The 20,740-nt window shown below is 64.9% G+C and carries 23 protein-coding genes; 11 read left to right on the top strand and 12 right to left on the bottom strand.

Annotation, left to right across the window (positions count from 1 at the left end):
- The first annotated feature begins 174 nt into the window (after window positions 1–174).
- The 3 genes from RKE40_RS15570 to RKE40_RS15560 all read left to right on the top strand — a co-directional run bounded on the left by RKE40_RS15570 (window position 175) and on the right by RKE40_RS15560 (window position 3,125).
- Complete coding sequence (locus tag RKE40_RS15570; protein ID WP_316019145.1) at window positions 175–1,533, top strand: sensor histidine kinase; 1,359 nt, start codon at window positions 175–177, stop codon at window positions 1,531–1,533.
- Window positions 1,523–2,179, top strand: coding sequence for a response regulator (locus RKE40_RS15565; RefSeq protein ID WP_316019144.1), 657 nt, complete (start codon window positions 1,523–1,525; stop codon window positions 2,177–2,179). The genes RKE40_RS15570 and RKE40_RS15565 overlap by 11 nt, the downstream gene beginning before the upstream one ends.
- A gap of 274 nt (window positions 2,180–2,453) precedes the next feature.
- A complete protein-coding gene (locus RKE40_RS15560; RefSeq protein WP_316019143.1) occupies window positions 2,454–3,125 on the top strand; it encodes a LuxR C-terminal-related transcriptional regulator in 672 nt (223 codons plus the stop codon).
- 139 nt (window positions 3,126–3,264) lie between these two features.
- Here RKE40_RS15560 and RKE40_RS15555 read toward each other — a convergent pair whose 3' ends face one another.
- The 8 genes from RKE40_RS15555 to RKE40_RS15520 all read right to left on the bottom strand — a co-directional run bounded on the left by RKE40_RS15555 (window position 3,265) and on the right by RKE40_RS15520 (window position 11,162).
- Window positions 3,265–4,233, bottom strand: coding sequence for an SMP-30/gluconolactonase/LRE family protein (locus RKE40_RS15555; protein ID WP_316019142.1), 969 nt, complete (start codon window positions 4,231–4,233; stop codon window positions 3,265–3,267).
- Window positions 4,230–5,516, bottom strand: a complete 1,287-nt coding sequence (locus RKE40_RS15550; RefSeq protein ID WP_316019141.1) for a TRAP transporter large permease — start codon at window positions 5,514–5,516, stop codon at window positions 4,230–4,232. The genes RKE40_RS15555 and RKE40_RS15550 overlap by 4 nt, the downstream gene beginning before the upstream one ends.
- Window positions 5,517–5,520: 4 nt before the next feature.
- Window positions 5,521–6,042 carry a TRAP transporter small permease gene (locus RKE40_RS15545; protein ID WP_316019140.1) on the bottom strand — a complete coding sequence of 174 codons (522 nt, stop codon included), beginning with the start codon at window positions 6,040–6,042 and terminating at the stop codon, window positions 5,521–5,523.
- Between the two features lie 25 nt (window positions 6,043–6,067).
- Entirely contained in the window at window positions 6,068–7,084 is a 1,017-nt protein-coding gene (locus RKE40_RS15540; RefSeq protein WP_316019139.1) for a TRAP transporter substrate-binding protein, read from the bottom strand.
- A 65-nt stretch (window positions 7,085–7,149) separates the two neighbouring features.
- The gene (locus RKE40_RS15535) at window positions 7,150–8,169 is read right to left on the bottom strand and encodes a Gfo/Idh/MocA family protein (protein WP_316019138.1); all 1,020 of its coding nucleotides are present in this window, start codon (window positions 8,167–8,169) and stop codon (window positions 7,150–7,152) included.
- Complete coding sequence (locus RKE40_RS15530; RefSeq protein WP_316019137.1) at window positions 8,166–9,275, bottom strand: isocitrate/isopropylmalate dehydrogenase family protein; 1,110 nt, start codon at window positions 9,273–9,275, stop codon at window positions 8,166–8,168. The genes RKE40_RS15535 and RKE40_RS15530 overlap by 4 nt, the downstream gene beginning before the upstream one ends.
- A complete protein-coding gene (locus RKE40_RS15525) occupies window positions 9,272–9,970 on the bottom strand; it encodes a GntR family transcriptional regulator (protein WP_316019136.1) in 699 nt (232 codons plus the stop codon). The genes RKE40_RS15530 and RKE40_RS15525 overlap by 4 nt, the downstream gene beginning before the upstream one ends.
- A 127-nt stretch (window positions 9,971–10,097) precedes the next feature.
- The gene (locus tag RKE40_RS15520; protein WP_316019135.1) at window positions 10,098–11,162 is read right to left on the bottom strand and encodes an Ldh family oxidoreductase; all 1,065 of its coding nucleotides are present in this window, start codon (window positions 11,160–11,162) and stop codon (window positions 10,098–10,100) included.
- 242 nt (window positions 11,163–11,404) lie between these two features.
- On the opposite strand from RKE40_RS15520, the gene RKE40_RS15515 reads away from it, so the two are divergent.
- The 8 genes from RKE40_RS15515 (at window position 11,405) to RKE40_RS15480 (ending at window position 17,427) form a co-directional block, all read left to right on the top strand.
- The gene (locus tag RKE40_RS15515) at window positions 11,405–12,202 is read left to right on the top strand and encodes an ABC transporter ATP-binding protein (protein ID WP_390893385.1); all 798 of its coding nucleotides are present in this window, start codon (window positions 11,405–11,407) and stop codon (window positions 12,200–12,202) included.
- Window positions 12,203–12,204: 2 nt separating this feature from the next.
- Window positions 12,205–13,095, top strand: coding sequence for an ABC transporter permease (locus tag RKE40_RS15510; protein ID WP_390893383.1), 891 nt, complete (start codon window positions 12,205–12,207; stop codon window positions 13,093–13,095).
- A 44-nt stretch (window positions 13,096–13,139) separates the two neighbouring features.
- Window positions 13,140–14,147 carry an ABC transporter substrate-binding protein gene (locus RKE40_RS15505; protein ID WP_316019132.1) on the top strand — a complete coding sequence of 336 codons (1,008 nt, stop codon included), beginning with the start codon at window positions 13,140–13,142 and terminating at the stop codon, window positions 14,145–14,147.
- Between the two features lie 45 nt (window positions 14,148–14,192).
- The gene (gene nanR / locus RKE40_RS15500; RefSeq protein WP_316019131.1) at window positions 14,193–14,921 is read left to right on the top strand and encodes a transcriptional regulator NanR; all 729 of its coding nucleotides are present in this window, start codon (window positions 14,193–14,195) and stop codon (window positions 14,919–14,921) included.
- 28 nt (window positions 14,922–14,949) lie between these two features.
- A complete protein-coding gene (locus RKE40_RS15495) occupies window positions 14,950–15,249 on the top strand; it encodes a putative quinol monooxygenase (protein ID WP_316019130.1) in 300 nt (99 codons plus the stop codon).
- A 112-nt stretch (window positions 15,250–15,361) separates the two neighbouring features.
- Window positions 15,362–16,360, top strand: a complete 999-nt coding sequence (locus RKE40_RS15490) for an ABC transporter substrate-binding protein (protein ID WP_316019129.1) — start codon at window positions 15,362–15,364, stop codon at window positions 16,358–16,360.
- Between the two features lie 272 nt (window positions 16,361–16,632).
- Window positions 16,633–16,899 carry a hypothetical protein gene (locus tag RKE40_RS15485; protein WP_316019128.1) on the top strand — a complete coding sequence of 89 codons (267 nt, stop codon included), beginning with the start codon at window positions 16,633–16,635 and terminating at the stop codon, window positions 16,897–16,899.
- 258 nt (window positions 16,900–17,157) lie between these two features.
- Complete coding sequence (locus tag RKE40_RS15480) at window positions 17,158–17,427, top strand: hypothetical protein (protein ID WP_316019127.1); 270 nt, start codon at window positions 17,158–17,160, stop codon at window positions 17,425–17,427.
- A gap of 43 nt (window positions 17,428–17,470) precedes the next feature.
- On the opposite strand, the gene RKE40_RS15475 is transcribed toward RKE40_RS15480, so the two are convergent.
- From RKE40_RS15475 to RKE40_RS15460, 4 genes are read right to left on the bottom strand one after another with little or no spacing between them, the layout of a single operon-like run.
- The gene (locus RKE40_RS15475) at window positions 17,471–18,172 is read right to left on the bottom strand and encodes an ABC transporter ATP-binding protein (protein ID WP_316019126.1); all 702 of its coding nucleotides are present in this window, start codon (window positions 18,170–18,172) and stop codon (window positions 17,471–17,473) included.
- A complete protein-coding gene (locus tag RKE40_RS15470) occupies window positions 18,169–18,927 on the bottom strand; it encodes an ABC transporter ATP-binding protein (RefSeq protein WP_316019125.1) in 759 nt (252 codons plus the stop codon). The genes RKE40_RS15475 and RKE40_RS15470 overlap by 4 nt, the downstream gene beginning before the upstream one ends.
- On the bottom strand, window positions 18,924–19,808 hold the full coding sequence (locus RKE40_RS15465) for a branched-chain amino acid ABC transporter permease (RefSeq protein WP_316019124.1): 885 nt from the start codon (window positions 19,806–19,808) through the stop codon (window positions 18,924–18,926). Before RKE40_RS15465 ends, RKE40_RS15470 begins: the two co-directional genes overlap by 4 nt.
- Entirely contained in the window at window positions 19,808–20,671 is an 864-nt protein-coding gene (locus RKE40_RS15460; protein ID WP_316019123.1) for a branched-chain amino acid ABC transporter permease, read from the bottom strand. Before RKE40_RS15460 ends, RKE40_RS15465 begins: the two co-directional genes overlap by 1 nt.
- Window positions 20,672–20,740: the final 69 nt, after the last annotated feature.

Here is a 20,740-nt window from a genome sequence, read left to right as displayed (position 1 = left end):
ACTTAAGAACACTGCCAAATCTGAACCGTGGTCCAGTGGCGTTTCTGGTCTTTGGACCAGTTTGGCGCGAAGCGCTCCGGGCGTGGCCGCAAGACGGAGGATGAGGTGAGACCAGGTTTTCGCGGTGGTCTGGGCCGCGGCCGAGCTACTCCGGAAAAGCGTCCACTCGGCAGCTTGTCCGCCCAGTTCCTGGTCGCAGGCGGTCTGCTGCTCTTGGTAGCGATGCTGTTTGCCGGCTACGTGATCAGCACTCTCGTCGCGCGCAGCACGATCAATCACAAAGCGGCCGCCACGGCGCTTTTCATGCAGAGCCTGGTTGCCCCCTTTACCGATGAACTCGCGAGTGCCGGTCACCTGTCGCCGGCATCATCCGCCAGGCTCGATGCCCTTCTGTCGAGTGAGCAGTTGAAGGATCGCTTCCCCTATTTCGAGATCTGGAAGCCCGACGGAACCGTCGCCTATTCGAACTCGACCCAGATCATCGGGCAGCGCTTTCCGCGATCCGCCGGACTTTCGCGCGCGCTGAAGGGCGAGGTCGTCGCCGACTATGCGGATCTGCGCGCCGGCGAGCACCGCGTCCGGGACATCGACACGCCCTTTCTCGAAATCTACAGCCCAATACGCTCCGGCGTCGAAGGGCATATTCTGGGTGTCGCTGAAATCCATGAGTTCACCCAGCCGCTGCAGCAGGACCTCGCCAATGTGCGCTGGGGCAGCTGGCTGGTCGTGGCAGGAAGCACACTTGCGATCATGCTCGGCCTTTACGGCATCGTCCGTCGCGGAAGCCGCACCATTGAAGCGCAGCACACCGCCCTGGAAGCGCGTATCGCCGAGGCGGAGCGCCTGGCGATGTTGAACCAGAGCCTGCGAGAGCGCCTGCAGCGCGCCTCCGCCCGTGTCGCGGAGCTCAACGAGCAGTTCATCCGCACCGTCGGCGCCGAATTGCACGACGGCCCGGCCCAGCTCGTCGGCTTCTCGAAGCTCAAGCTGGACGAGATCTCGGCCGCTTCCAATTCCGCGACGCGTGGCCGCCTGGTCCAGCACTTGGGCACAGTGCTCTCGCAAGCCCTGCACGAGATCAGGACGATCGCAAAGGGGCTCCTCTTGCCCGATCTTGCAGGCCTGCCCTTGCAGGACGTCGTTACGCGCGCAGTGAGCGCCCATGAGGCGCGGACCAACGTGCAGGTGGCGCTGGCAATCGACGCCGTCGACATCGAGGTGTCGGATGCAGTGAGAGCTTGCGTGTTCCGCTTCGTTCAGGAAGGCTTGAACAACGCCTTCCGACACGCCGCCGGTGCCAGCCAGTACGTCAGCAGTACGCTTAGCGGAACGCTGCTCTCGGTCGCGGTCGCGAATGATGCCGCCGCCGTCCAGCACGATGCCGTGGAGCGGGACCGAGACCGCCTCGGCTTGCAGGGGCTGCGGCATCGCATCGAGAGCCTCGGCGGAGCCTTCGCCGCTGAGTTCCGGCAATCGGGGGAGACGCGGATTTCGATGAGCCTGGAACTGGTCGGAGGACTGCTTGAGCACTGACAGACGATCGATCGTCGTCGTCGATGATCACTCGCTCTTTCGAAGCGGCGTGGTTCAGGCCTTTCGCGAGGTCGACGATTTCAGCGTCGTCGGCGAAGGGGCGTGTGCCGCCGACGCGATCGATCTGGTCGAGCGCCTCGCGCCCGATATCGCACTGGCGGATGTCTCGATGCCCGGAGGCGGTCTCGACGCAGCTCAGACAATCTGTAAGCGCTGGCCAAGAGTGAAGGTCATCATGCTGACGGTTTCCGAAGATCAGGAAACCATCTTGAAAGCGCTCGATGCCGGCTCGGTCGGATATGTTCTCAAGGGCGTGTCTGCGTCGGATTTGGTCAACATCGTGCGCTCGATCGCAGATGGCGAGCGCTACGTCCCCCCCAGCATGGCGGTCCAGCTTCTGACGGCAATGCGCAAGCCTCAGGCGGTCGATCCGGTGCAGGCCAGGCTTGCCCTGCTGTCTCGCGCCGAGGCGCGCGTCCTGCGCCTCCTCGCTCACGGCCTGAGCAACCGGGAAATCGCGCAGGCGACCGGCGTCCAGGTCAAGACAGTGAAGTTCCATGTCTCGAACATCCTCTCGAAAGGAGGGTTCAAGAACCGCACCGAAGCCGCCGTCGTGGCCCAGAAGTACGTTCCGGCAGACGATTGACCGTCATCGAGCGACGCGCCGGGACCTCATCAGAGCAGACAGATCGCAAGCTGAAGAAAAAACTATCCGACAAATATAAGCTTTGAACTCTAAATTCTTGAAATCGATCATTGCCCCGAATGAGCAAACACGGGACATTCATCGCGAGTGCAGTTTCTTAGCCAACGCCAGGCGCTCGATTAACATTAAATTTACCACCTTGTTTACATTGCCTCTAAACCACGCAATAGCTCTCCTGGCTCACTACGCAACAAGAGCAGAGCGGAGACACGAGGTGATCTCGGTCGGCATCGTCGATGAACATCCGCTTATGGCGGAGGGGATCAAGTCCGTTCTTCGACGGAGAACGGGTTCTGCCGTCACGGTAACGGGAGCAAGCGTCGAAGAAATCTTGGCGTCTCCGTCGAATTGGCAAGTCGATGTGTTAATCATCGGCCTCAATACGCCAGATGCAGATTTCCAGGCGATGACGAAACTCCGCAAGGAGCGGCCTGACACGAAGATCATTGCCTTCGTTTCCCTTGCGGACGCGGACCATGCAATGCGCACTCTCGATTCCGGCGCGGATGCGTACTTGCTGAAAAGCGGCCGTGCCGACGAACTCTTCGAGGCGATTGAAGCGGTGCGGCGGGGTGAAATCTACGTCACGCCATCCTTCGCGACCAAGGTCATCGGGGCGCTGCAGAGCAAGGCACTGGAGAAGCGCACGGCCGAGAGTACGCGGTTGAGCATCAGGGAAGAGCAGATCGTACACCTGCTCCTTTGCGGCAAGCGCAACAGAGAAATCGCTCGGACGCTGGCGCTGAGCGAGAAGACGGTCAAGGGCTACATGACCGGCCTCATGACCAAACTCCGCGCGCGCAACAGGCTGGAAGTGGTCATTGCAGCGCAAAGGCTGAACAGCGCGCCGCGCCGGCACGAGCTAAACGACGGTACCAGAGCTTGAGAGGCAAGGAACGTTTGCGTCGACCAGCTCTGGCACATTGAAGCGCCGCAATAAGCTGAGCTACGAAGCTCGGCCGCTAGTCTGGACGCACTGCGCCATGAGCAGACGTTGCCATCTTGGCTGAAAGGGGACGCGGCGGTCAGTATCCCCAGTGTACAGGCGGAATGCCTGCGACCGGCAACCTGACGACGCCGATCGCGTCGCCCAGCAGGCAGCCGAGATAGGCCGTGCGCAGGTCGGGACCGCCGAAGGCGATGCTGGAGAGGTTGCGCAGCTTGGTCGACGGATTGGTATCCATGTGCGGGCGGCCGAGCGCGTTGGCCGCATAAGCCTTCTCGACCCAGTCGACATGGGCGGCATCGGACTCGCTCAACATGATTTCGCAGCGACCGTTCTCCGGGTCCAGCCGCATCAACTGGTTAGAGATGACGCCGGCGATCCAGATCCGCCCCTCCTCGTCGAAAGCCAGCCCGTCCGGAAACTGGCCCTCGCCAAACTCGTAGATCACTTCCTTGGGCCCGAGGCTCGCATCGTCGCGCAACGCAAATCGGCTGAGCCGTCTGCCATAGGTCTCGTTGACATAGAGCCAGCGCCGGTCCGGCGAGACCTGGCATTCATTGGTGAAGCCTAGCCCATCGGCGACGATGCGCCCGCCCTTCTCGTCCATGACGGCGATGAAGCCGCTGCGTGCCTCGCGGCGATAGTCGAGCGAGCGTGGCACCAGGGTCGTCGAAACCGTCAGCCAGAGCCGCCCGAGATGGTCCCGCACCAGATAATTCGACGGCGCGATCGGCACGCCGTCGATCTGCGTCCAGAAGGCCGAGACCTGGCCGTCCCGCGTCAGGCGCCAGATCCCGCCCGTCTCGCTGCCGAGATTGGCGAGCAGGAATGAGCCGTCGGGCTCGAGCGCGATGCCGTTCGGACGTAGCCCCTCCGGCAGGTCGGCCGTCGTGCCTGCATAGAGCGTCTGCGAACCGTCCGGCTTGAGATGGGCGACGCCGCCGCGCCAGTCGGCGGTGTAGAGATCTCCTTTCGCCGTGGCGAGGACGCATTCCGGCCGGCTGAGTCCGGAACCGAGCAGGGAAACATCGGCGAGGGAGAGTTTCATCCGCGCATGAACCAGACCAGAGCCATCGGAATCGCCTCGACATAGGTCACGAGGAAGAGGACGCAGAGCGCGAGCAAGAACATCGGGATCAGCTCGCGCGAGATCGCGACCATGCCGACGCGCGCGATCTTTGCGGCGACGAAGAGCGTACCGCCGACCGGCGGCGTGTAGAGCCCGATCACTAGGTTGAACACCATGATCAGGCCGAGATGCACCGGATCGATGCCGAACGCCTTGGCGGTCGGGATGAACAGCGGGGCCGTCAGCATCAGCGAAGGCAGCGGCTCGAGGAAGATACCGACCAGGATCAGGGCGAGGTTCAGGAGGAACAGGAAGACGTACTTGTTCTCGGCGATGTCGAGGATCGCCTGCGCCAGATTGGCGGGGATCTGCTCGACTGTAATCAGCCAGGAGAGCGCCCCGGTCGCGCCGACGACGAGCATGACCACGGCGCTGGTGCGGAAGCTCTGCAGCAGCATTCCGGGCACCTGCGCCGGCTTGACCTCGCGATAGACGAACAGAGCCAGGATCAACCCATAGAACACTGCGACGGAGGCCGCCTCGGTCGGCGTGAACACGCCGGAGAGGATGCCGCCGAGGATGACGACCGGCATGCCCGAGGCGGGCAGGATGGCGACGAAGCTCCTCCAGATGTCGGCGCGGCTCGGCATCGCACCGCCGAGATCGCAGCCGAGCGTGCGCCCCTTCCAGACACAGAGCAGGATCAGCACGAAGGCGAGCGTGAAGGCCGGGAAAACGCCGGAGACCAGCAGCTCGCGGATCGAGACATTGCCGACGAAGCCGTAGACCAGCAGCGGGATCGACAGCGGCATCAGCACGCCGATCGTTCCCGCGACGGCGATCAAGGCGGCGGCGAAGGCGCGCGGATAGCCGCGCTCGGCCATGCGCGGCACCATAATCGAGCCGATCGCCGCCGAGTCGGCGACGGCCGAGCCCGAGACCGAGCCGAACATGGTACAGGCGGAGACCGTCACGACCCCGAGTCCACCGGGCATAAAGGCCAGGAGCGAGCGCGCGAAGTCGATCAGCCGCCGCCCTACGCCGCCATGAGTGATGAGCTCGCCGGTGAAGATGAAGAGCGGGATCGCCGCGAGATGCAGCGGCTCGACGCTGGAGATGTAGGACAGGAAGATCGCCTCGAGCGGGTATCCCTGACCGAAAATCCCGATCGTCGCGACTGTCGTGAGCAGCAGCGCCCAGACCAGCGGCATGCCGAGCAGGGCGAGCGCGAAGAAGACCGCGCAGATGACTGCGAGCACCATGGCGTCAATCCTGAAAGGCTTCTTGCGGGATCGGCTTGCCGCGGGCGAGCAGGATCGTCTCGTAGATGACGAAGACGAGCGCCAGCGCCGAACCGACCGGCATGGCGAGGTATTGCAGTCCCATCGGGACATGCATCACGGTCAGCTCCTGGCCCATTGTGCGCTCGGTGATGCTGAGGCCGTAGCCGATGAGCAGGCAAAGCAGCCCGATGACGCCGAGGCGCGTCGCGATCTCGACGACCTGCTGCAGCCTCGGCGGCATCTTCTCTGTGAACTCGGTGATGCGCATATGGGCGCCGCGTCGGGCCGCGGACGCCCCGCCGAGGAAGGTCGCCCAGAGCAGCACGAACTCGCCGAACTCGGTGTTCCAGGCGAGATCGCTGTTCAACGCGACGCGCGCGGCGACATTCGCGAACATCACGACGAGCAGCATCGCGGCCAGCAACGTCACGGCGAGATCGACCAGGTCGCCGAGCCAGCGCAGCGGCGCCGGCTCGGGAAGGTCGGGACGATAGAGGAAACGCATGCCGGCCTCCGCCCCGCAGCCCGGGTCAGCTCATGCTCTTGCGGATCTCGGCGGCCTCGCCGAGCATCTGGTCGACCGCCGCCGCGCCGAACTCCTTGCGTGCCCGCTCATAGGCGCCCTCGCTCGCCTTGCGCCAGAGGGCGAGATCGGGCTTGGCGATGGTTGCGCCCTTGGCGGTCATCTCGGCCAGCAGCCTGTCGTCATTGGCGCGCACTTCGCGGCGGTTCCAGTCGCCCGCTTCCTTCGCGGCCTTCAGCACGCCCTCCTGATCGGCCGGGCTCAGCCCCTTGAAGGTCCGCTCGGCCATGGCGAGCCAGCGCGGCGAGTAGACATGCTGCGACAGGGTGACGTGCTTCGCCACCTCGTAGAAGCGCTGCGAGAAGATCGTGTCGATCGGGTTCTCCTGGCCCGACACGGTATTCTGCTGGATCGCGAGATAGACCTCGGTCACTGGCATGACGACCGGCGAGAAGCCGATCGATTCCATGATCCAGCGGATCATCTCGACGGGCGCGATGCGCAGCTTCCTGCCCTTGGCATCGGCCGGACTGTTGAGGGGGAAATTGGTGGTGAAGCTGCGGAAACCGGCCTCCCAGTTGCCGATGATCCGCATGCCCTTGGCCGGCAGCAGATCGGCCTGCTGCTTGATGAATTTCGAGGTGTCGTAGAGCTTCCAGCCCTGCTCGTAGTTCTCGGCGAGATAGGGCAGCGCGATCAGCGAGAGGTCCTTCACATGCGGCGTGAAGGTCACAACGCCGGTCAGGGCGAAGTCGAGGCCGCCGAGCTGGAGCTGGTCTAGGGATTTGGCGTCGTTCGCGAGCTGGCCGGAATGAAAGACCTGCACCTTGCAGCGGCCGGAGGTGTATTTCTCGACTGCCTCCGCGAAGCGCGTCGCGGCGTCATGTGCCGCACCGACCGAGGTGTCGGTGTGGCTGAAGCGCAAGATGCGTGCGCTCTGCGCTCTGGCGATGAAGGGAAATCCGGAGACCGCGCCGCCGGCCAGCACGGCCGAGGCTTTCAGGAGATTGCGCCTGTTCTGCATGATGTCCTCCCTGGATTGATCTTTCCTGCCCAGCCGGGTGGCTCCGATCGCCGCCTTCTCGTGGTTCAGATCGTGATGAAGCGTCCTTCCTCAGCGGAGCGGTAGACCGCCTCCTCGATCGCGAGATTGCGCAGATAGGCGCGGCCCCCATTGACCAGCGGAGCGCCCGAGATCAGGTGCTCGACGACATGGCGGGTCTGGCCGTAGACGCAGTCGCCGCCATAGCCGCGGTCCTGCCAGCTGTAGGGGTGCTCGCGCTCCTCGCCGCGCAGCTTGCGCAGGAACAGCCGCCCATAGCCGTCGAGGCGCAGCACGCCGCCATCGCCCTCGACGAGCAGCACACCATTGGTCATCCGGGTATCGTCCGAGGGATGGTCGACATGGCGATTGCCGTCGAACAGCCCGGCCGCCCCATTGGCGAAGTCGAAGACGACGAGCCCGGCATCCTCGCCCTTGATCACCGGATTGATCCGCCGCAAGCGGGCAAAGACGCCGGTGACCTCCCCGATGAGGTAGCGGAACACGTCGATCAGATGGATGCCGGTCTCGTGGATCAGGAACCGCGGCATCGTCTGGAAATAAGGCTGGCGCGAGAGATAAGCCTTGGGCCCCTGGCCGTCGCCGGGCCGCAGGCGAAACGTGATGTTAAGCGGCCGGCCGATTGCGCCGTCCTGGATCAGCCGATGCGTTTCGACGAACCACGGCATGAAGCGGAAGTTCTCGTGCACCGCCAGCATCACGCCGGCCTGCTCGGCGATGTCGACGATGGTCTCAGCCTCGTCATAGGTCGGGGCCAGCGGCTTCTGGCAGATCATCCTGACACCGCGGCTCGCCGCAGCCTCGACCAGGGCACGATGCGTCCCGGGCGGCGTGACGATGTCGATCAGGTCGGGACGCAATGCGTCCAGCATCGTCTCGGCATCGTCGAAGGCCCGCGCGCCAACGAACAGGGCCGCCGCCGCATCGCGCTTCCCGACATCGCGATCCGCGACGCCGACGACTTGGACATCCTCCATCCGGCCCCACGCATCCTGGTGGAACCGGCTGAAATAGCCGCAGCCCGCGATGGCGACCCTCAGTGTCATTGCGGATCGGCAGCCCCGGTGCTGATCAGCTCGGCGATGGCGCTGCCGATATCACGCGTGCCATGGCGGCCGCCGATATCGTAGGTCCGCAGGTTCATCTTGCCGAAAGCGTGGTCGACGCTGAGTTCGATCGCGCGAGCGGCATCGCGGGCTGCGCTGCTGCCATGGCGATCACCGAGCCAGTCCAGCATCATCGCCGTGGAGAGGATCATCGCGGTCGGGTTCGCGATACCCTTGCCGGCGATGTCGGGCGCAGTGCCGTGGCTCGGCTGGAACATGCCGTGCGCCTCGCCGATATCGGCGGAGGGAGCAAAGCCCATGCCGCCGATCAGGCCGGCGCCGAGATCGGAAAGGATGTCGCCGAACAGGTTCTCTGTCGGCAGAACGTCGAAATCCCAGGGCCTGCGGACCAGATCGAGCGCCATCGCGTCGATGTAATGGTGCCGCGCCTCGATGTCCTCGTGCCTGGCCGCCGTTTCGTAGAAGACCTTGCGCATGAAGGCGAAGGACCGGAAGACATTCGCCTTGTCGACCAGCGTCACGCGCCCGGGCGTGCCGCGCGCCTCGCGGCGCCGCCGTGCCAGCCCGCAGCAGAAATCGGTCAGCTGCTCGGTGACCTTGCGGGTGATGACCTGGGTGTCCCGGGCCTCCTTGTCGTCGATGATCTCGCCCTTGCCGCGCGAGGCGAACATGCCCTCGGTCGACTCGCGCACGATGACGAAATCGATGTCCTTCCAGCGCGCATCGGACAGGACCGGAGGCGTGCCGGGAATGGCGCGGATCGGCCGGACGCCGGCATAGAGATCGAAGGCCACGCGCAGGTCGAGCTGCGGGGCGATCTCGGTGCCGTCGGGGAAGCGGATATCGGGCCAGCCCATGGCGCCGAAGAGGATCGCGTCGGCCCTGCCGGCGCGCTCCATGCCGTCCTTCGGCAGGATGGCACCCGTTTCCTTGTAGTGATGCGCGCCGCCCGGAATGTGCTCCTGCCGAAAGGACAGGTCGAAGCGCTTCTCGACCGCGCCGAGAACGGCACCTGCGGCCTCCATGACTTCGATACCGATGCCCTCGCCGGGCATCATTGCAAGATGGAAGGAGTTGGACGTCATAGCCTTTGAATTCCGTGTCTTTCGATGATGGTGGTGAGTTCGTTGCCGCCGCGCTTGCGATGCGCGTGGTAGATCGAGCGGGCACGCTCGACATCCCCGGCCAGGATGGCCTCGACCACGGCGCGGTGCTCCTCCGTCGAGCGCACGGGCAGCGGCCGCAGCGACAGCGTGAACATCCGGGCGCGATGGGCCTGGTCCCAGACCTGCATGATCATCGCCGCCAGGCGCTTGTTGCCGCAGAGCCGCGCGAGATTGAGATGGAACGCCTCGTCCGCTGCAGCCCAGGCCTGCAGATCGGGCTCGCCGGCCAGCGCCGCCTCCATCGCGTCGCAAGAGGCGATCAGACTCTCGAGCTCGGCCCGGTCGGGTCGGCGCGCCGCCAGCAGCTCGACCGCCGTCGGCTCCAGCGACATCAGGACCTCGTAGATCTCCCGCATGTCGTCGGGAGACAGCGCCGAGATGCGCACGCCGTGGCGCGGCACGATCTCGAGCAGCCCCTCCTGCTGCAGCCGCACGAAGGCTTCGCGGACAGGAGTACGCGAGGCGTCGAGTTCGGCTGCCACCTCGCTCTCGAGGATTTGGGCACCCGGGGGATAGCGATTGTCGAGGATGTGCTGCTTTAGCCGCGCATAGACGGTGTCGGTCGAGCGCGGCGCCCGGCTAGCCATCGTCGCGAGAGGCTGGTTCGGATCCATCGCATCCAATAACGTATACGTTAATCGATGCACATAGGCTTAGGGCAGATTTCGCGCCTTGGCAAGACGGGTCAGCGCTGGAAAATGCGGCGGCCCGCGGCGCAAGGCGCGAGCCACCGTCGCGGCGTCAGGCCGCCTGGAGCGCGATGCCGTATTTCGCGCCGAGCTCGTTGAGTTCGTCGAAGACCGCGGCATTGAGCGGAATGCCGTCGCGGCGGCGCTCGACCAGAGCGAGGTGCTCGCGCTCCCCCGGCAAATGGATGCGCTCGACGCCGGGCGCCTTCCTCGTCCCCTGAATGTCGGCGATCACCTTCGACATCCGCGTGTAATAGCGATCGAGATCCTCGAAGGCCGAGATCGGCAGCACCCCGAACAGGTGCCCGACATTCTGCGGCGTCGTCGTCTGCTCGTACATGTGGGTCACCTCGGAACCGAAATAGGCACCCGACAGCATGGTGCTGAGCAGGCCGATACCGAGCGTCAGCGCATAGCCTTTCGGTCCGCCGACCGGCAGGACGAAGCCTTTGAGTGCCTCGACGGGATCGGTCGTCGGCGCGCCGTCCGGGCCGCTTGCCCAGTCGGCCGGGATCGGAGTGCCGTCCTTGGCGGCGACGATGATCTTGCCGCGCGCAGCAACGCTGCAGGCCATGTCGAGCACGACGGGGAAGCCATCCCGCGTCGGGAAGGCGAAGGCGAACGGGTTGTTGCCGAGAATGGCCTCGGCCCCGCCCCAGGGCGTCATGTGATTGATGCCGCCAATGGTGAAGCTCAGCCCGATCATGTCGGCCTTCGCCGCCATCTCGGCGTAATGCGAGGCGGCGCCATAGTGGTTGCTGTTGCAGACGGAGACGAAGGCGCAATCTCCGTCGCCGGCCTTCTCGATCGCGATCTCCATGGCGCGGACCCCGACGATCTGGCCCATGCCGTTATCGCCGTCGAGCACGGCCGTCGTCCGCGTCTGGCGGATGATCTTCGGCTGCGGGCGCGGATTGGAGCCGCCATCCTCGATGCGCTGAATGTAGATGGGCAGGCGGACCACCCCGTGCGAGGCGACGTTGCGCAAGTCCGCCTCGACGAGATTGTCGACGATCAGGATGGCCTCGTCCTCCGGCACGCCGACCTTCGTGAACATCGCCCGGCAGAAGTCTTTCAGCCCCGTTTCGGTGACGATGACGGTCTTCTCGCTATCCATGGCTTTCCTGTCCCAGCTTCCGGCATCTCCTGCGGACGCCTTGGCCAGCGGTTTGACACATCTGGTATGACAGGTCTACACGTAGACCAGTAGACAAGCTGCGACCACCTTGAGCGAGCGCGCGGCAGGCGAGGAAGATCGAGGAGAAGGGCGTGACATTGTCAGCCATTGCGCAACCGCGGCCGGTGCATGGCCTTTCCGGCGCTGCAGGCGGCCAGGCTCCGCCTCGGGAGGCGGCCCCGATCTTGCCCAGGCTGCTCGAAGTCGAGGGGCTGACGCTGCAGTACAAGACGCCGAACCATTTGGTGACGGCGACCTATCGCGTCGATTGCGCGGTACATGAGCAGGACCGCTATGTGATCCTGGGGCCGTCCGGCTGCGGCAAATCCACCATGCTGAAGGCGGTCGGCGGCTTCATGACGCCCGAGGAAGGGCACATTCGGCTGCGCGGCCGCGAGGTATCCGGGCCGGGGCCCGACCGGATGATGGTCTTCCAGGAATTCGAGCAGCTGATGCCGTGGAAGACGGTGCTCGAGAATGTGCTGTTTCCGATGCGCATCTCGGGCCGCTTCAAGGGCAAGGACGCGATGGATCGCGCCCTGTCGATCATCGACAAGGTGAAGCTCACCAAGTTCCGCGACGTCTATCCGCACATGCTGTCCGGCGGCATGAAGATGCGCGTCGCGATCGCCCGCGCCATGGCGATGGAACCGGACATCCTCCTGATGGACGAGCCCTTCGCCGCGCTCGATGCGCTGACGCGCCGCAAGATGCAGGACGAATTGCTGCAGCTCTGGGAGCAGGTGCGCTTCACCCTGATGTTCGTCACCCACTCGATCGAGGAGGCGATCATCGTAGGCTCGCGCATCCTGGTGCTGTCGCCGCATCCCGGCCGCGTCAGAGCCGAGCTCGACGCCTCCCAGCTCGGCTTCGACACCGTGGGGACGCCTGCCTTCGGCGCATTGTCGGACAAAATCCACAACCTGCTCTTCGAGCATGAACTCGGCCCGCAGCGGCAGGAAGAGGACGCCCAGGCATGAGCATGGCGACGTTGGGACGCAATGAGGGGACGGCGCTGGCGCGCCGCCCCGAATTCGAGATCGAGCCGATCGACGCGAGCGGCATCGGCGAGGTGGCACGGCCGCTTTCCGCCATGGAACGCATCGTCAACAACGATGCCCTGCGCAAGGTGGCGATCCTGATCGCGCTCGCCATAGTCTGGGAACTCTACGCCCGCTGGCTCAACAATCCCCTTCTCTTCCCTTCCTTCGCGGAAACGGTCGCAACCTTCGTCGGCGATCTCTCAAGCGGCACGCTGATCGACCGTGTCGCGACCTCGATGCGCTCGCTCATCTACGGGTACGGCACGGGCCTCGCGCTGGCGGCGGTCCTGACGACGGTGGCCGTCTCGACCCGTTTCGGCACGGACATCCTCAACACGCTGACCGCGATGTTCAATCCGCTGCCGGCGATCGCCCTGCTGCCGCTCGCGCTGATCTGGTTCGGCCTCGGCATCGGCTCGCTGATCTTCGTCATCGTCCATTCGGTGCTTTGGGCGGTCTCGCTCAACACGCTGACCGGTTTCCGCGCCGTGCCGGAAGTGCTGCGCATGAGCGGGCGCAATTACGGCCTGAAGGGCCTGCGCTACGTGATCCACATCCTGATCCCGGCCGGCTTCCCAGCGATTCTGGCCGGCCTCAAGATCGGCTGGGCGTTCGCATGGCGCACCTTGATCGCAGCCGAGCTCGTCTTCGGCGTGTCGTCCCGCTCCGGCGGGCTGGGCTGGTACATCTTCGAGGCGCGTTCGGAACTCGATACCGCCCGGGTCTTTTCCGGCCTGCTCGCCGTCATCCTGATCGGCCTCTTCGTCGAGTCCGTGATTTTCCGCGCGATCGAGAAGCGCACGGTGCAGCGCTGGGGCATGCAGCATTGATCAGCCCCGACAAGGGCAACTGCTATCACTATGGGAGAAGCGCTGTGAAACGCATTATCGGTTTGGCCGCCGCGGCCGGCCTGGCACTGCTGGCGACGAGCCAGGCGCATGCGGAGGTCAAGGAGATCAAGGCGGCTCAGCAATACGGGCTGAGCAGCCTGCCGCTGATGATCATGGAGGACGGCAAGCTCGTAGAGAAGCAGGCCAAGGCGCTCGGCCTGCCCGAGCTTGTCGTGACCTGGGTGAAGCTCGGCAATCCCGGCGCAATCACCGAAGGGCTCGTCTCGGGCGGGCTGGATTTCGGCAGCGGCGGCGTGCCCTCGCTGCTGACGCTCTGGTCGCGCACTCAGGGCACGGCGATGGAGGTCAAGGGCGCCGGTGCCATCGTCAACATGCCGATGGAGCTGCTGACCACCAGTCCCAAGGTCAAGTCGATCCGCGACTTCACTGAGCAGGACCGCATCGCCGTTACGACCGTGCGCGTCTCCAACCAGGCACTGCTGCTGCAAATGGCGGCCGCCAAGGAGTTCGGCTCCGAGAACTACGCCAAGCTCGACCCGCTGACGGTCTCGCTGCCACATCCGGAAGCGACCTCGACCCTCCTCTCGGGCTCCGGCGTGATCTCGGCGCATTTCTCCGCCCTGCCCTTCCAGCACCAGCAGAAGCGCGACCAGCGGGTCCACAAGGTGCTCAGCAGCTATGACGTGCTCGGCGGCCCCGCGACCAACACCGCCATCTACTCCACGAAGCGCTTCCGCGACGCCAATCCCAAGGCCTATCAGGCCTTCGTCGCTGGCCTGCAGGAAGCAATCGAGCAGATCAACAAGGACAAGCGCGCCGCCGCGGCCACCTACCAGCGCATGACCGGCACCAAGGAGAGCGTCGACGACATTTACGCGATGATCGCAGCGCCGGAAGTCGAGATGACCTTCACACCGCACCAGACGATGAAGATGGCCGGCTTCATGGCCGAGACCGGCCGCTTGAAGAAGGCTCCCAAGGATTGGAAAGAGCTCTTCTTCGACAACGTCCACGCCTTGCCAGGAAGCTGATTCCGGGCAAGTCGGGCCGGCAGAACCCCGGTGAAGGATTCCACCATGATCTCTGGCGCAAGCATTCCGGACCAACGGCCGATCCGGCGGCGCAAGCTCTACGAGGAAGTCGTCGACCGACTGGAGGCCGCCATCAATGACGGCCACTACGCACCCGGCGATCAGCTTCCCGCCGAGCGCGAGCTGATGGAGGCCTATGGCGTGGGTCGCACCGCCATTCGCGAGGCGCTGTTCGCGCTGCAGCGCATGGGGTTGATCGTGATCAGCAGCGGCGAGCGCGCGCGCGTTTCGCAGCCCAGCGCCGGAACGATGATCGACGAGCTCTCGGGCGTGGCGCGCCATCTGCTGGCGCGCCCCGGCGGTGCCCATCACTTCCAGCAGGCCCGTACCATGTTCGAGGTCGGCGTCGCCCGGCTGGCGGCCGAGACGGCGACTCCCGAGGATGTCGCGAAACTGGAGGCGGCGCTCGCCGCCAACAAGGCGGCGCTCGAACAGGGCCGCGGCTTCGAGCGCACCGACGTCGCCTTCCACTTCGTGCTGGCCGAGATCACCCGCAATCCGATCTTCACCGCATTGCATACGGGCCTGACCGAGTGGCTGACCGAGCAGCGCACCACATCGCTCAAGGCACGAGGCGCTGCGCAGGCCGCCTTCACCGCGCATGAACGGATCTGCCGGGCCGTTGCGGCGCGCGATCCGCAGGCGGCGGGTGACGCGATGTACGCCCATCTCGCCGAAGTCGGCGACTTCTACTGGAAAGCTTCCGACGTCTGAGCGTCGCAGCCAAACATCAGGACAATTCATGGCGCAGTTCACCATCCTCGTTCGCTTCCGCATCGCCGATGGGCAGCTGGCGACCTTCCTGCCGCTGATGATCGAAAATGCGCAGGCCTCGCGACGCGAAGAGCCGGGATGCGAGCGCTTCGACGTGCTGCAGCCGGAGGACGAGAAGGATTGCATCCTGCTCTACGAGATCTACCGCGACCGTGCGGCTTTCGACGCGCATTGCGTGAGCCCGCATTTCAAGCGCTTCGATGCAGCGACGAAGAGCATGGTCGCCGAGAAGCAGGTGACGGTCCTCGAGCTCCTGGCGGAGCCTTGAGCGCCCCCTGAACAATCATCCGAGAAGGCGGCTCGAACCGCCCCGCAGCAATCTGGGACGAAATGCGCCCGGCGGCCATCGGTCGTCGTGGTGACGACAGGGAGAAGAAAGAATGAAGCAATTGCTTATGGCCGCGACGGCGGCGCTCGCGCTGTTCGGCACGGCAACCTCGGCATTGGCCGAAGCCAAGACGCTGCGCGTCGCGAAGCAATACGGCCTCGGCTACATCCAACTGATGCTGATGGAGGATCAGAAGCTCGTCGAGAAGCACGCCAAGGCCGCCGGGCTCGGCGACGTCACGGTCGACTGGTCGACCTTCCGCTCCAGTGACGTGATGAACGATGCGCTGATTTCCGGCAATCTGGACTTCGCGAGCCTCGGTCCGACCGGCATCATCACGATCTGGTCGCGCACCCGCAACAATGTCGATGTCCGCGCCGCCAGCGGCCTCAACGCGATGGCCTGGACGCTCAACGTGCGTGATCCCGCCATCAAGTCGCTGAAGGATTTCACCGCGCAGCACCGCATCGCCGTTCCGGCCGTGAAGGTCTCCGGGCAGGCGACGGCGCTGCAGATCGCCGCCGCAAAGGAATGGGGCGACAAGGAGTTCGAGAAGCTCGACTCCCTCACCGTCTCGCTCTCGCATCCGGACGCCACGGCGATGATGCTGGGCGGCAAGTCCGAGATCGTCGCGAACTTCTCCTCGCCGCCCTTCTCGAACGTCCAGCTCAAGGATCAGAAGATCCGGGCGCTGATGAACTCCGACGACATTCTCGGCGGCCCGATCTCGTTCAATGTGATCGCGACGACCGGCAAGTTCCGTAACGATAATCCGAAGCTCTACGGCGCCTTCCTCGCCGCCCTCAAGGAAGCGACCGATATCGTCAGCAAGGACAAGGGCGCGGCCGCGGAAGCCTATCTGCGCCTGACGAAGGATCGCTCCTCGAAGGAGGAACTCGTGGCGATCCTGGACGACAAGACGACGCACATCACCACGGACGTCCTCAACCTCGGCTCTTTCACCGATTTCATGGGTAAGGTCGGCCGTCTGAAGAACGCCCCGGCCGATTGGAAGAAGGAGATGCTGTTCCCGGAGGCGACGGCCCGATAAGGCCCGCAACGACGAAAGGAGGCCAGGCGAAACGAACGCCTGGCCTCTCAAAACACACAAGATGCGGCCGGTCGGAGCCGTCGGCACCCCGCGCGCTCCTGTCATAGGCGGGCTTTGGACTCTGAGCGTTGGTTGAGCCTGCCGACCAAGGAAGATCGGGCAAGTTCCGTCTGTAAGGTTCATGTCAGCTGCCGCGACCTATCCTTGTTTCATCAGGAAGCGGACGGGGTGTTCCCGGGATCGGCTTCCAGCATCGAACGAAGGACATCGTCATGACCACCGGTTTCAACATGGCCTCCTCCCACGTCTCCGAGCGCGGCGCGCAGCTGAGCGACGACGTCCTCGACACCGTCAGCGGCGGTGGGTTGATCACGGGCGCTGTGGATCTCGTAGCCTCGGGGGTGAAGGCGGGCATCCACTACGCTGCAAAGGGAGTCGGGATGTTCATGGACGCCGATCAGGTCGGTGGCCGCTCCATGCACAACTTCCAGGACAGCGTTCCCGCCTTCGTCGACAAGATCGTCGACAAGATCATCTGAGGCCGCTCTCGAGAGCCCGCTCCGAACGCTCGCCTGAAACGACAAATGGCCCCCCGGTGCAAACCAGCGGGGCCATTAATACGCGGGAGTGCTCAAATCTGCTTCCTTGCTTGCTCCGGCGCCCCACGCATTTGAGCTCGGACGCTGGCTCGGCGCGTCCAGCTCCCCAAATCTGCGCGATTCAATTCGGCTCGATGCGTCTGACCTTCGTCATGCACCAACTCCCGGACATCGGGCCATCGCCAAGCAGCGGAGGACATGATCCGCCATGTCTCGGCCGAGTTCACTCATGCCGGCGCCGGCAAGGCCATTGGCGCCCATCTCTATCGCTTCCCGAACATCAACGGGATCGGCACGCGGCGAAGAGTGATCGATCTCGGTGATGAGATCGTCGTCCGTCCGACTGCCTGCGCTGTGCCCGATCAGAAGCTCCACCATCATGACGTCGCCCTCTGCCCAAGGACGACGGAATCGGCGTTTCACTCTCGCAGCAACGCCGATTCTATCAACGTAATTGGCTCAAGCTGACGCGTTGAACGTCGCCTTGCCGGCAAACTAGGCCGCCGCGGGGTCAATGCTGGCCGAGATAGAGCTCCGCCGCCTTCGGGTCGTCGAGGAGGCTCTTCGCCGCCCCTGCGAGCGCCACCTTGCCACCGTCGAGGATGCAGCCATTATCCGAGATCGCGAGCGCCTGGCGCGCGCGCTGCTCGACGACAAGAACCGAAACGCCGAGTTCGGGCAGGCGCCGGATCAGATCGAAAGCTTCGGCGACCTTGGCGGGGGCAAGGGCCGCCGTGGGCTCGTCGAGGATCATCAGGCCGGGGCGTGTCATCAGGGCGCGGGCGAAGGCGAGCTGCTGGCGTTCACCGCCGGAGAGCGAGCCGGCGCGGGCACGCTTGCGCTCGCCCAGCAGCGGGAAGGCCTCGAAGAGCTCGCGGATGCGCTGTGCCTGGTCGCGCACGCCGACGACGACCTGAAGGTTCTCCAGGATGCTCATCGAGCCGAAGACGTTCGCGACCTGCGGAACGTAGCCGATGCCGGCTGCGATGCGGTCTTCCGTTACGAGCGGCAAGAGATCGCGTCCCTCGAACAGGATGCCGCCAGAAACGCGGGGCAACAGGCCGACGATCGCTTTCGCGAGCGTCGACTTGCCGGCGCCGTTGGTGCCGGCAACCGTCAGGATCTCGCCCTTCTTGAGCGACAGCGAGATGCCGTTGAGGATGTTGACCTCGCCGTAACCGCCGCGGACGTCCTTGATGTCGAGCAAGGTCACGACACGCCTCCAAGATAAGCTTCGCGCACGACCGGATCCTCGAGGACTGCGGCGGGGGCGCCCTCCGCCAGGACCTTGCCGCGATCCATGACCGCAAGGCGCGGCACCAGGCGGGTCAGCGCCTCCAGATCGTGCTCGATGATGACGAAGCCGATGCCGCGCGCATTCAGCTCCTTGATCCGCTCCATGATTTCGCCGATCAGCACCGGATTGACGCCGGCGAAAGGCTCGTCGAGCAGGATCAGCTTGGGCTGGACCATCAGGGCACGGCCGAGCTCCAGCAGCTTCTTCTGGCCGCCCGAGAGCTTGCCGGAGGGCACATCGGCGACCTTGTCGAGCTTGAGGAAGGCCATGGTGCGCTCGACTGTCTCGGCGATGGCAGCTTCCTCCGTGCGGACCTTGCCCGGACGGAGGAACAGGCCAAGCAGGCTCTCCCCGGTCTGGTCGGGGGCGGACGCCATCAGGTTCTCGCGCACCGTCAGATGCGAGAACTCCCGCGGCACCTGGAAGGTGCGCAGCATGCCGGCACGCGCGCGCTGTGGCGGCGAGAGGGCGTCGATCCGATTGCCGTTCAGTCGAACCTCGCCGGCATCAGCGGCGACGAAGCCGGAGATGACAGAGAACAAGGTCGACTTGCCGGCGCCATTCGGGCCGATGATCCCGAACAGGGCATCCGTCTCGATGGTCAGACGTACGCCGTCCAGGGCCTGAAAGCCGCCGAAGGACTTGGTGATGTCGCGGATTTCAAGGCTCATCGCTTGGTGTAATCCCCCATGAGCCCCTGGGGCCGATAGATGATGAACAGGATCAGCAGCAGGCCGACGAGGCCGATCCGGACCGAGGCCATGTCGACCTCGGAAATCCAGGGAATGACGTCGCGGATGAAGCGCGAGCCCTCGAGAAAGGCCATCAGGATGACGGAGCCGATCACTGCTCCGGAGACGCGGCCGACGCCGCCCATGATGATTGCCATCCAGACATAGAAGGTGACGAGCGGGATGTACTGCTCGGGCACGATGTAGGTGATGTAGTGGGCGTAGAAGGCACCGGCGATGCCGGCGAGCGCGGCGCCGACCACGAGCACCTGGATCTTGAAGCGCGGCGGATCCTTGCCCAAGGCCTGCACGGCTTCCTCGTTGTCGCGGATCGCCTCGATGATCCGTCCGAAGGGCGAGCCCGCGATCCGGCGGATCATCCAGGCGGCCGCAACCGTGACGGCGAGGATGGTGGCGAAGGTCGCGATCTGACCTGCCGCACCGCCGAGTTCCGAATAGAGCCGCGGAATGCCGGGGATGCCCTGCACGCCATTGGTCAGCCAGCGCTCGCTGGTCAGGACGATCCGCACGACCTCCGAGAAGCCGAGCGTCACGATGGCGAAGTAGTCGTCGCGCAGGCGCAGCGAGACCAGGCCGATCGGCCAGGCCGCGATGCCGGCGAGGAGCGCGGCGCCGGCGAAGCCGACGATGAAAGGCGCGCCGTTCATCACGAGCAGCGCGCTGGTATAGGCGCCGATCGCGAAGAAGCCGACATGGCCGAAGTTGATCAGGCCGGTGAGGCCGTATTGCAGCGTCAGCCCGAGGCTGAGCAGGACGTAGATCAGCGCGATGATGCCGATCGCGACGAGATAGGCTTCCATCAGCGCACTCCCTCGACGCGGCCGAACAATCCGCGCGGCCTGACCAGCAGGACGGCGAGCATGATTAGGAAAGCAATGGCGATCTTGTAGGTGAACCCGACGAAGGGCGTGGAGAACTCCTGCATCGCGCCGAGGATGAGCCCGGCGACGACAGCGCCGACCGGCGAGCCGATGCCGCCGAGGATTGCCGCGGTGAAGGCCGGCAGCAGCATCTCCCAGCCGAATTCCGGCGTCACGATTGTCTTCATGCCGAGCATCATCCCGGCGATGCCGGCGACTGCGCCAGCAAGCAGCCAGAGCGCGACCATGACGCGGCCGGGACGGATGCCGGAAACGCGGGCAAGGTCGCGATTGTCGGCGACGGCGCGCATCTGCCGCCCGATGGCGGTGAGATAAAGCAGGCCGAAGACCGCGATCAGCGTGACCAGGGCGACGAGCGCCATCTGCAGGTCGAGCGGCAGAATGCGAAGCCCTCCGAAGATGTAGGGGCGTGCAAGCGGTATCTGGAACACCTGCTGGCCGTGGCCGAAGGCGACGCCGAGCGCCGCCCGCAGCAGGAAGGCGATGCCGATGGAGGCGACGAGAAGCGCGACGACGGAGCGGCCGGCGAGCTTCCGGAACACGCTCCAATAGGCGAGGAGCAGCACGATACCGGTCGCGCTGGCGGCGCCGAGGCCGGCGACGATGAAGGAGCCGCTGGCCTTGTGAGCCGCCAGCGCCGCATAGGCGCCGAGCGTCATGGAGTCACCGGTCGCGGCATTCGGGAAGCGCGCGATCCCGAAGACGAGCGTGATCGAGAGCGCCGCCAGGCCGATGACGAGGCCCTGGAACAGCCCGTTTACGAAAAGCTGAGCGTAAAACATGAAACAACCTGGTCGGGCATCGCGGCGCCTGGAGCCGGCAGCCCCTGCAGGCAATGGCCTGCAGGGGCG

The organism is Allobosea rubneri (assembly GCF_032464875.1).
Classification (GTDB): domain Bacteria; phylum Pseudomonadota; class Alphaproteobacteria; order Rhizobiales; family Beijerinckiaceae; genus Allobosea; species Allobosea rubneri.
The sequence above is the reverse complement of the archived record's forward strand: the minus strand, read 5'-3'. Positions and strand labels throughout refer to the sequence as shown.

Excerpts from the sequence above, each read along its gene's own strand:
- RKE40_RS15485 (WP_316019128.1), top strand. The coding sequence starts at position 16,633 with ATGACCACCGGTTTCAACATGGCCTCCTCCCACGTCTCCGAGCGCGGC.
- RKE40_RS15495 (WP_316019130.1), top strand. The coding sequence starts at position 14,950 with ATGGCGCAGTTCACCATCCTCGTTCGCTTCCGCATCGCCGATGGGCAG.
- RKE40_RS15520 (WP_316019135.1), bottom strand. The coding sequence starts at position 11,162 with ATGGATAGCGAGAAGACCGTCATCGTCACCGAAACGGGGCTGAAAGAC.
- RKE40_RS15535 (WP_316019138.1), bottom strand. The coding sequence starts at position 8,169 with ATGACACTGAGGGTCGCCATCGCGGGCTGCGGCTATTTCAGCCGGTTC.
- RKE40_RS15550 (WP_316019141.1), bottom strand. The coding sequence starts at position 5,516 with ATGGTGCTCGCAGTCATCTGCGCGGTCTTCTTCGCGCTCGCCCTGCTC.
- RKE40_RS15465 (WP_316019124.1), bottom strand. The coding sequence starts at position 19,808 with ATGGAAGCCTATCTCGTCGCGATCGGCATCATCGCGCTGATCTACGTC.
- RKE40_RS15525 (WP_316019136.1), bottom strand. The coding sequence starts at position 9,970 with ATGGATCCGAACCAGCCTCTCGCGACGATGGCTAGCCGGGCGCCGCGC.
- RKE40_RS15530 (WP_316019137.1), bottom strand. The coding sequence starts at position 9,275 with ATGACGTCCAACTCCTTCCATCTTGCAATGATGCCCGGCGAGGGCATC.
- nanR (WP_316019131.1), top strand. The coding sequence starts at position 14,193 with ATGATCTCTGGCGCAAGCATTCCGGACCAACGGCCGATCCGGCGGCGC.
- RKE40_RS15545 (WP_316019140.1), bottom strand. The coding sequence starts at position 6,042 with ATGCGTTTCCTCTATCGTCCCGACCTTCCCGAGCCGGCGCCGCTGCGC.
- RKE40_RS15540 (WP_316019139.1), bottom strand. The coding sequence starts at position 7,084 with ATGCAGAACAGGCGCAATCTCCTGAAAGCCTCGGCCGTGCTGGCCGGC.
- RKE40_RS15490 (WP_316019129.1), top strand. The coding sequence starts at position 15,362 with ATGAAGCAATTGCTTATGGCCGCGACGGCGGCGCTCGCGCTGTTCGGC.
- RKE40_RS15460 (WP_316019123.1), bottom strand. The coding sequence starts at position 20,671 with ATGTTTTACGCTCAGCTTTTCGTAAACGGGCTGTTCCAGGGCCTCGTC.
- RKE40_RS15470 (WP_316019125.1), bottom strand. The coding sequence starts at position 18,927 with ATGAGCCTTGAAATCCGCGACATCACCAAGTCCTTCGGCGGCTTTCAG.
- RKE40_RS15510 (WP_390893383.1), top strand. The coding sequence starts at position 12,205 with ATGGCGACGTTGGGACGCAATGAGGGGACGGCGCTGGCGCGCCGCCCC.
- RKE40_RS15480 (WP_316019127.1), top strand. The coding sequence starts at position 17,158 with ATGATCCGCCATGTCTCGGCCGAGTTCACTCATGCCGGCGCCGGCAAG.
- RKE40_RS15555 (WP_316019142.1), bottom strand. The coding sequence starts at position 4,233 with ATGAAACTCTCCCTCGCCGATGTTTCCCTGCTCGGTTCCGGACTCAGC.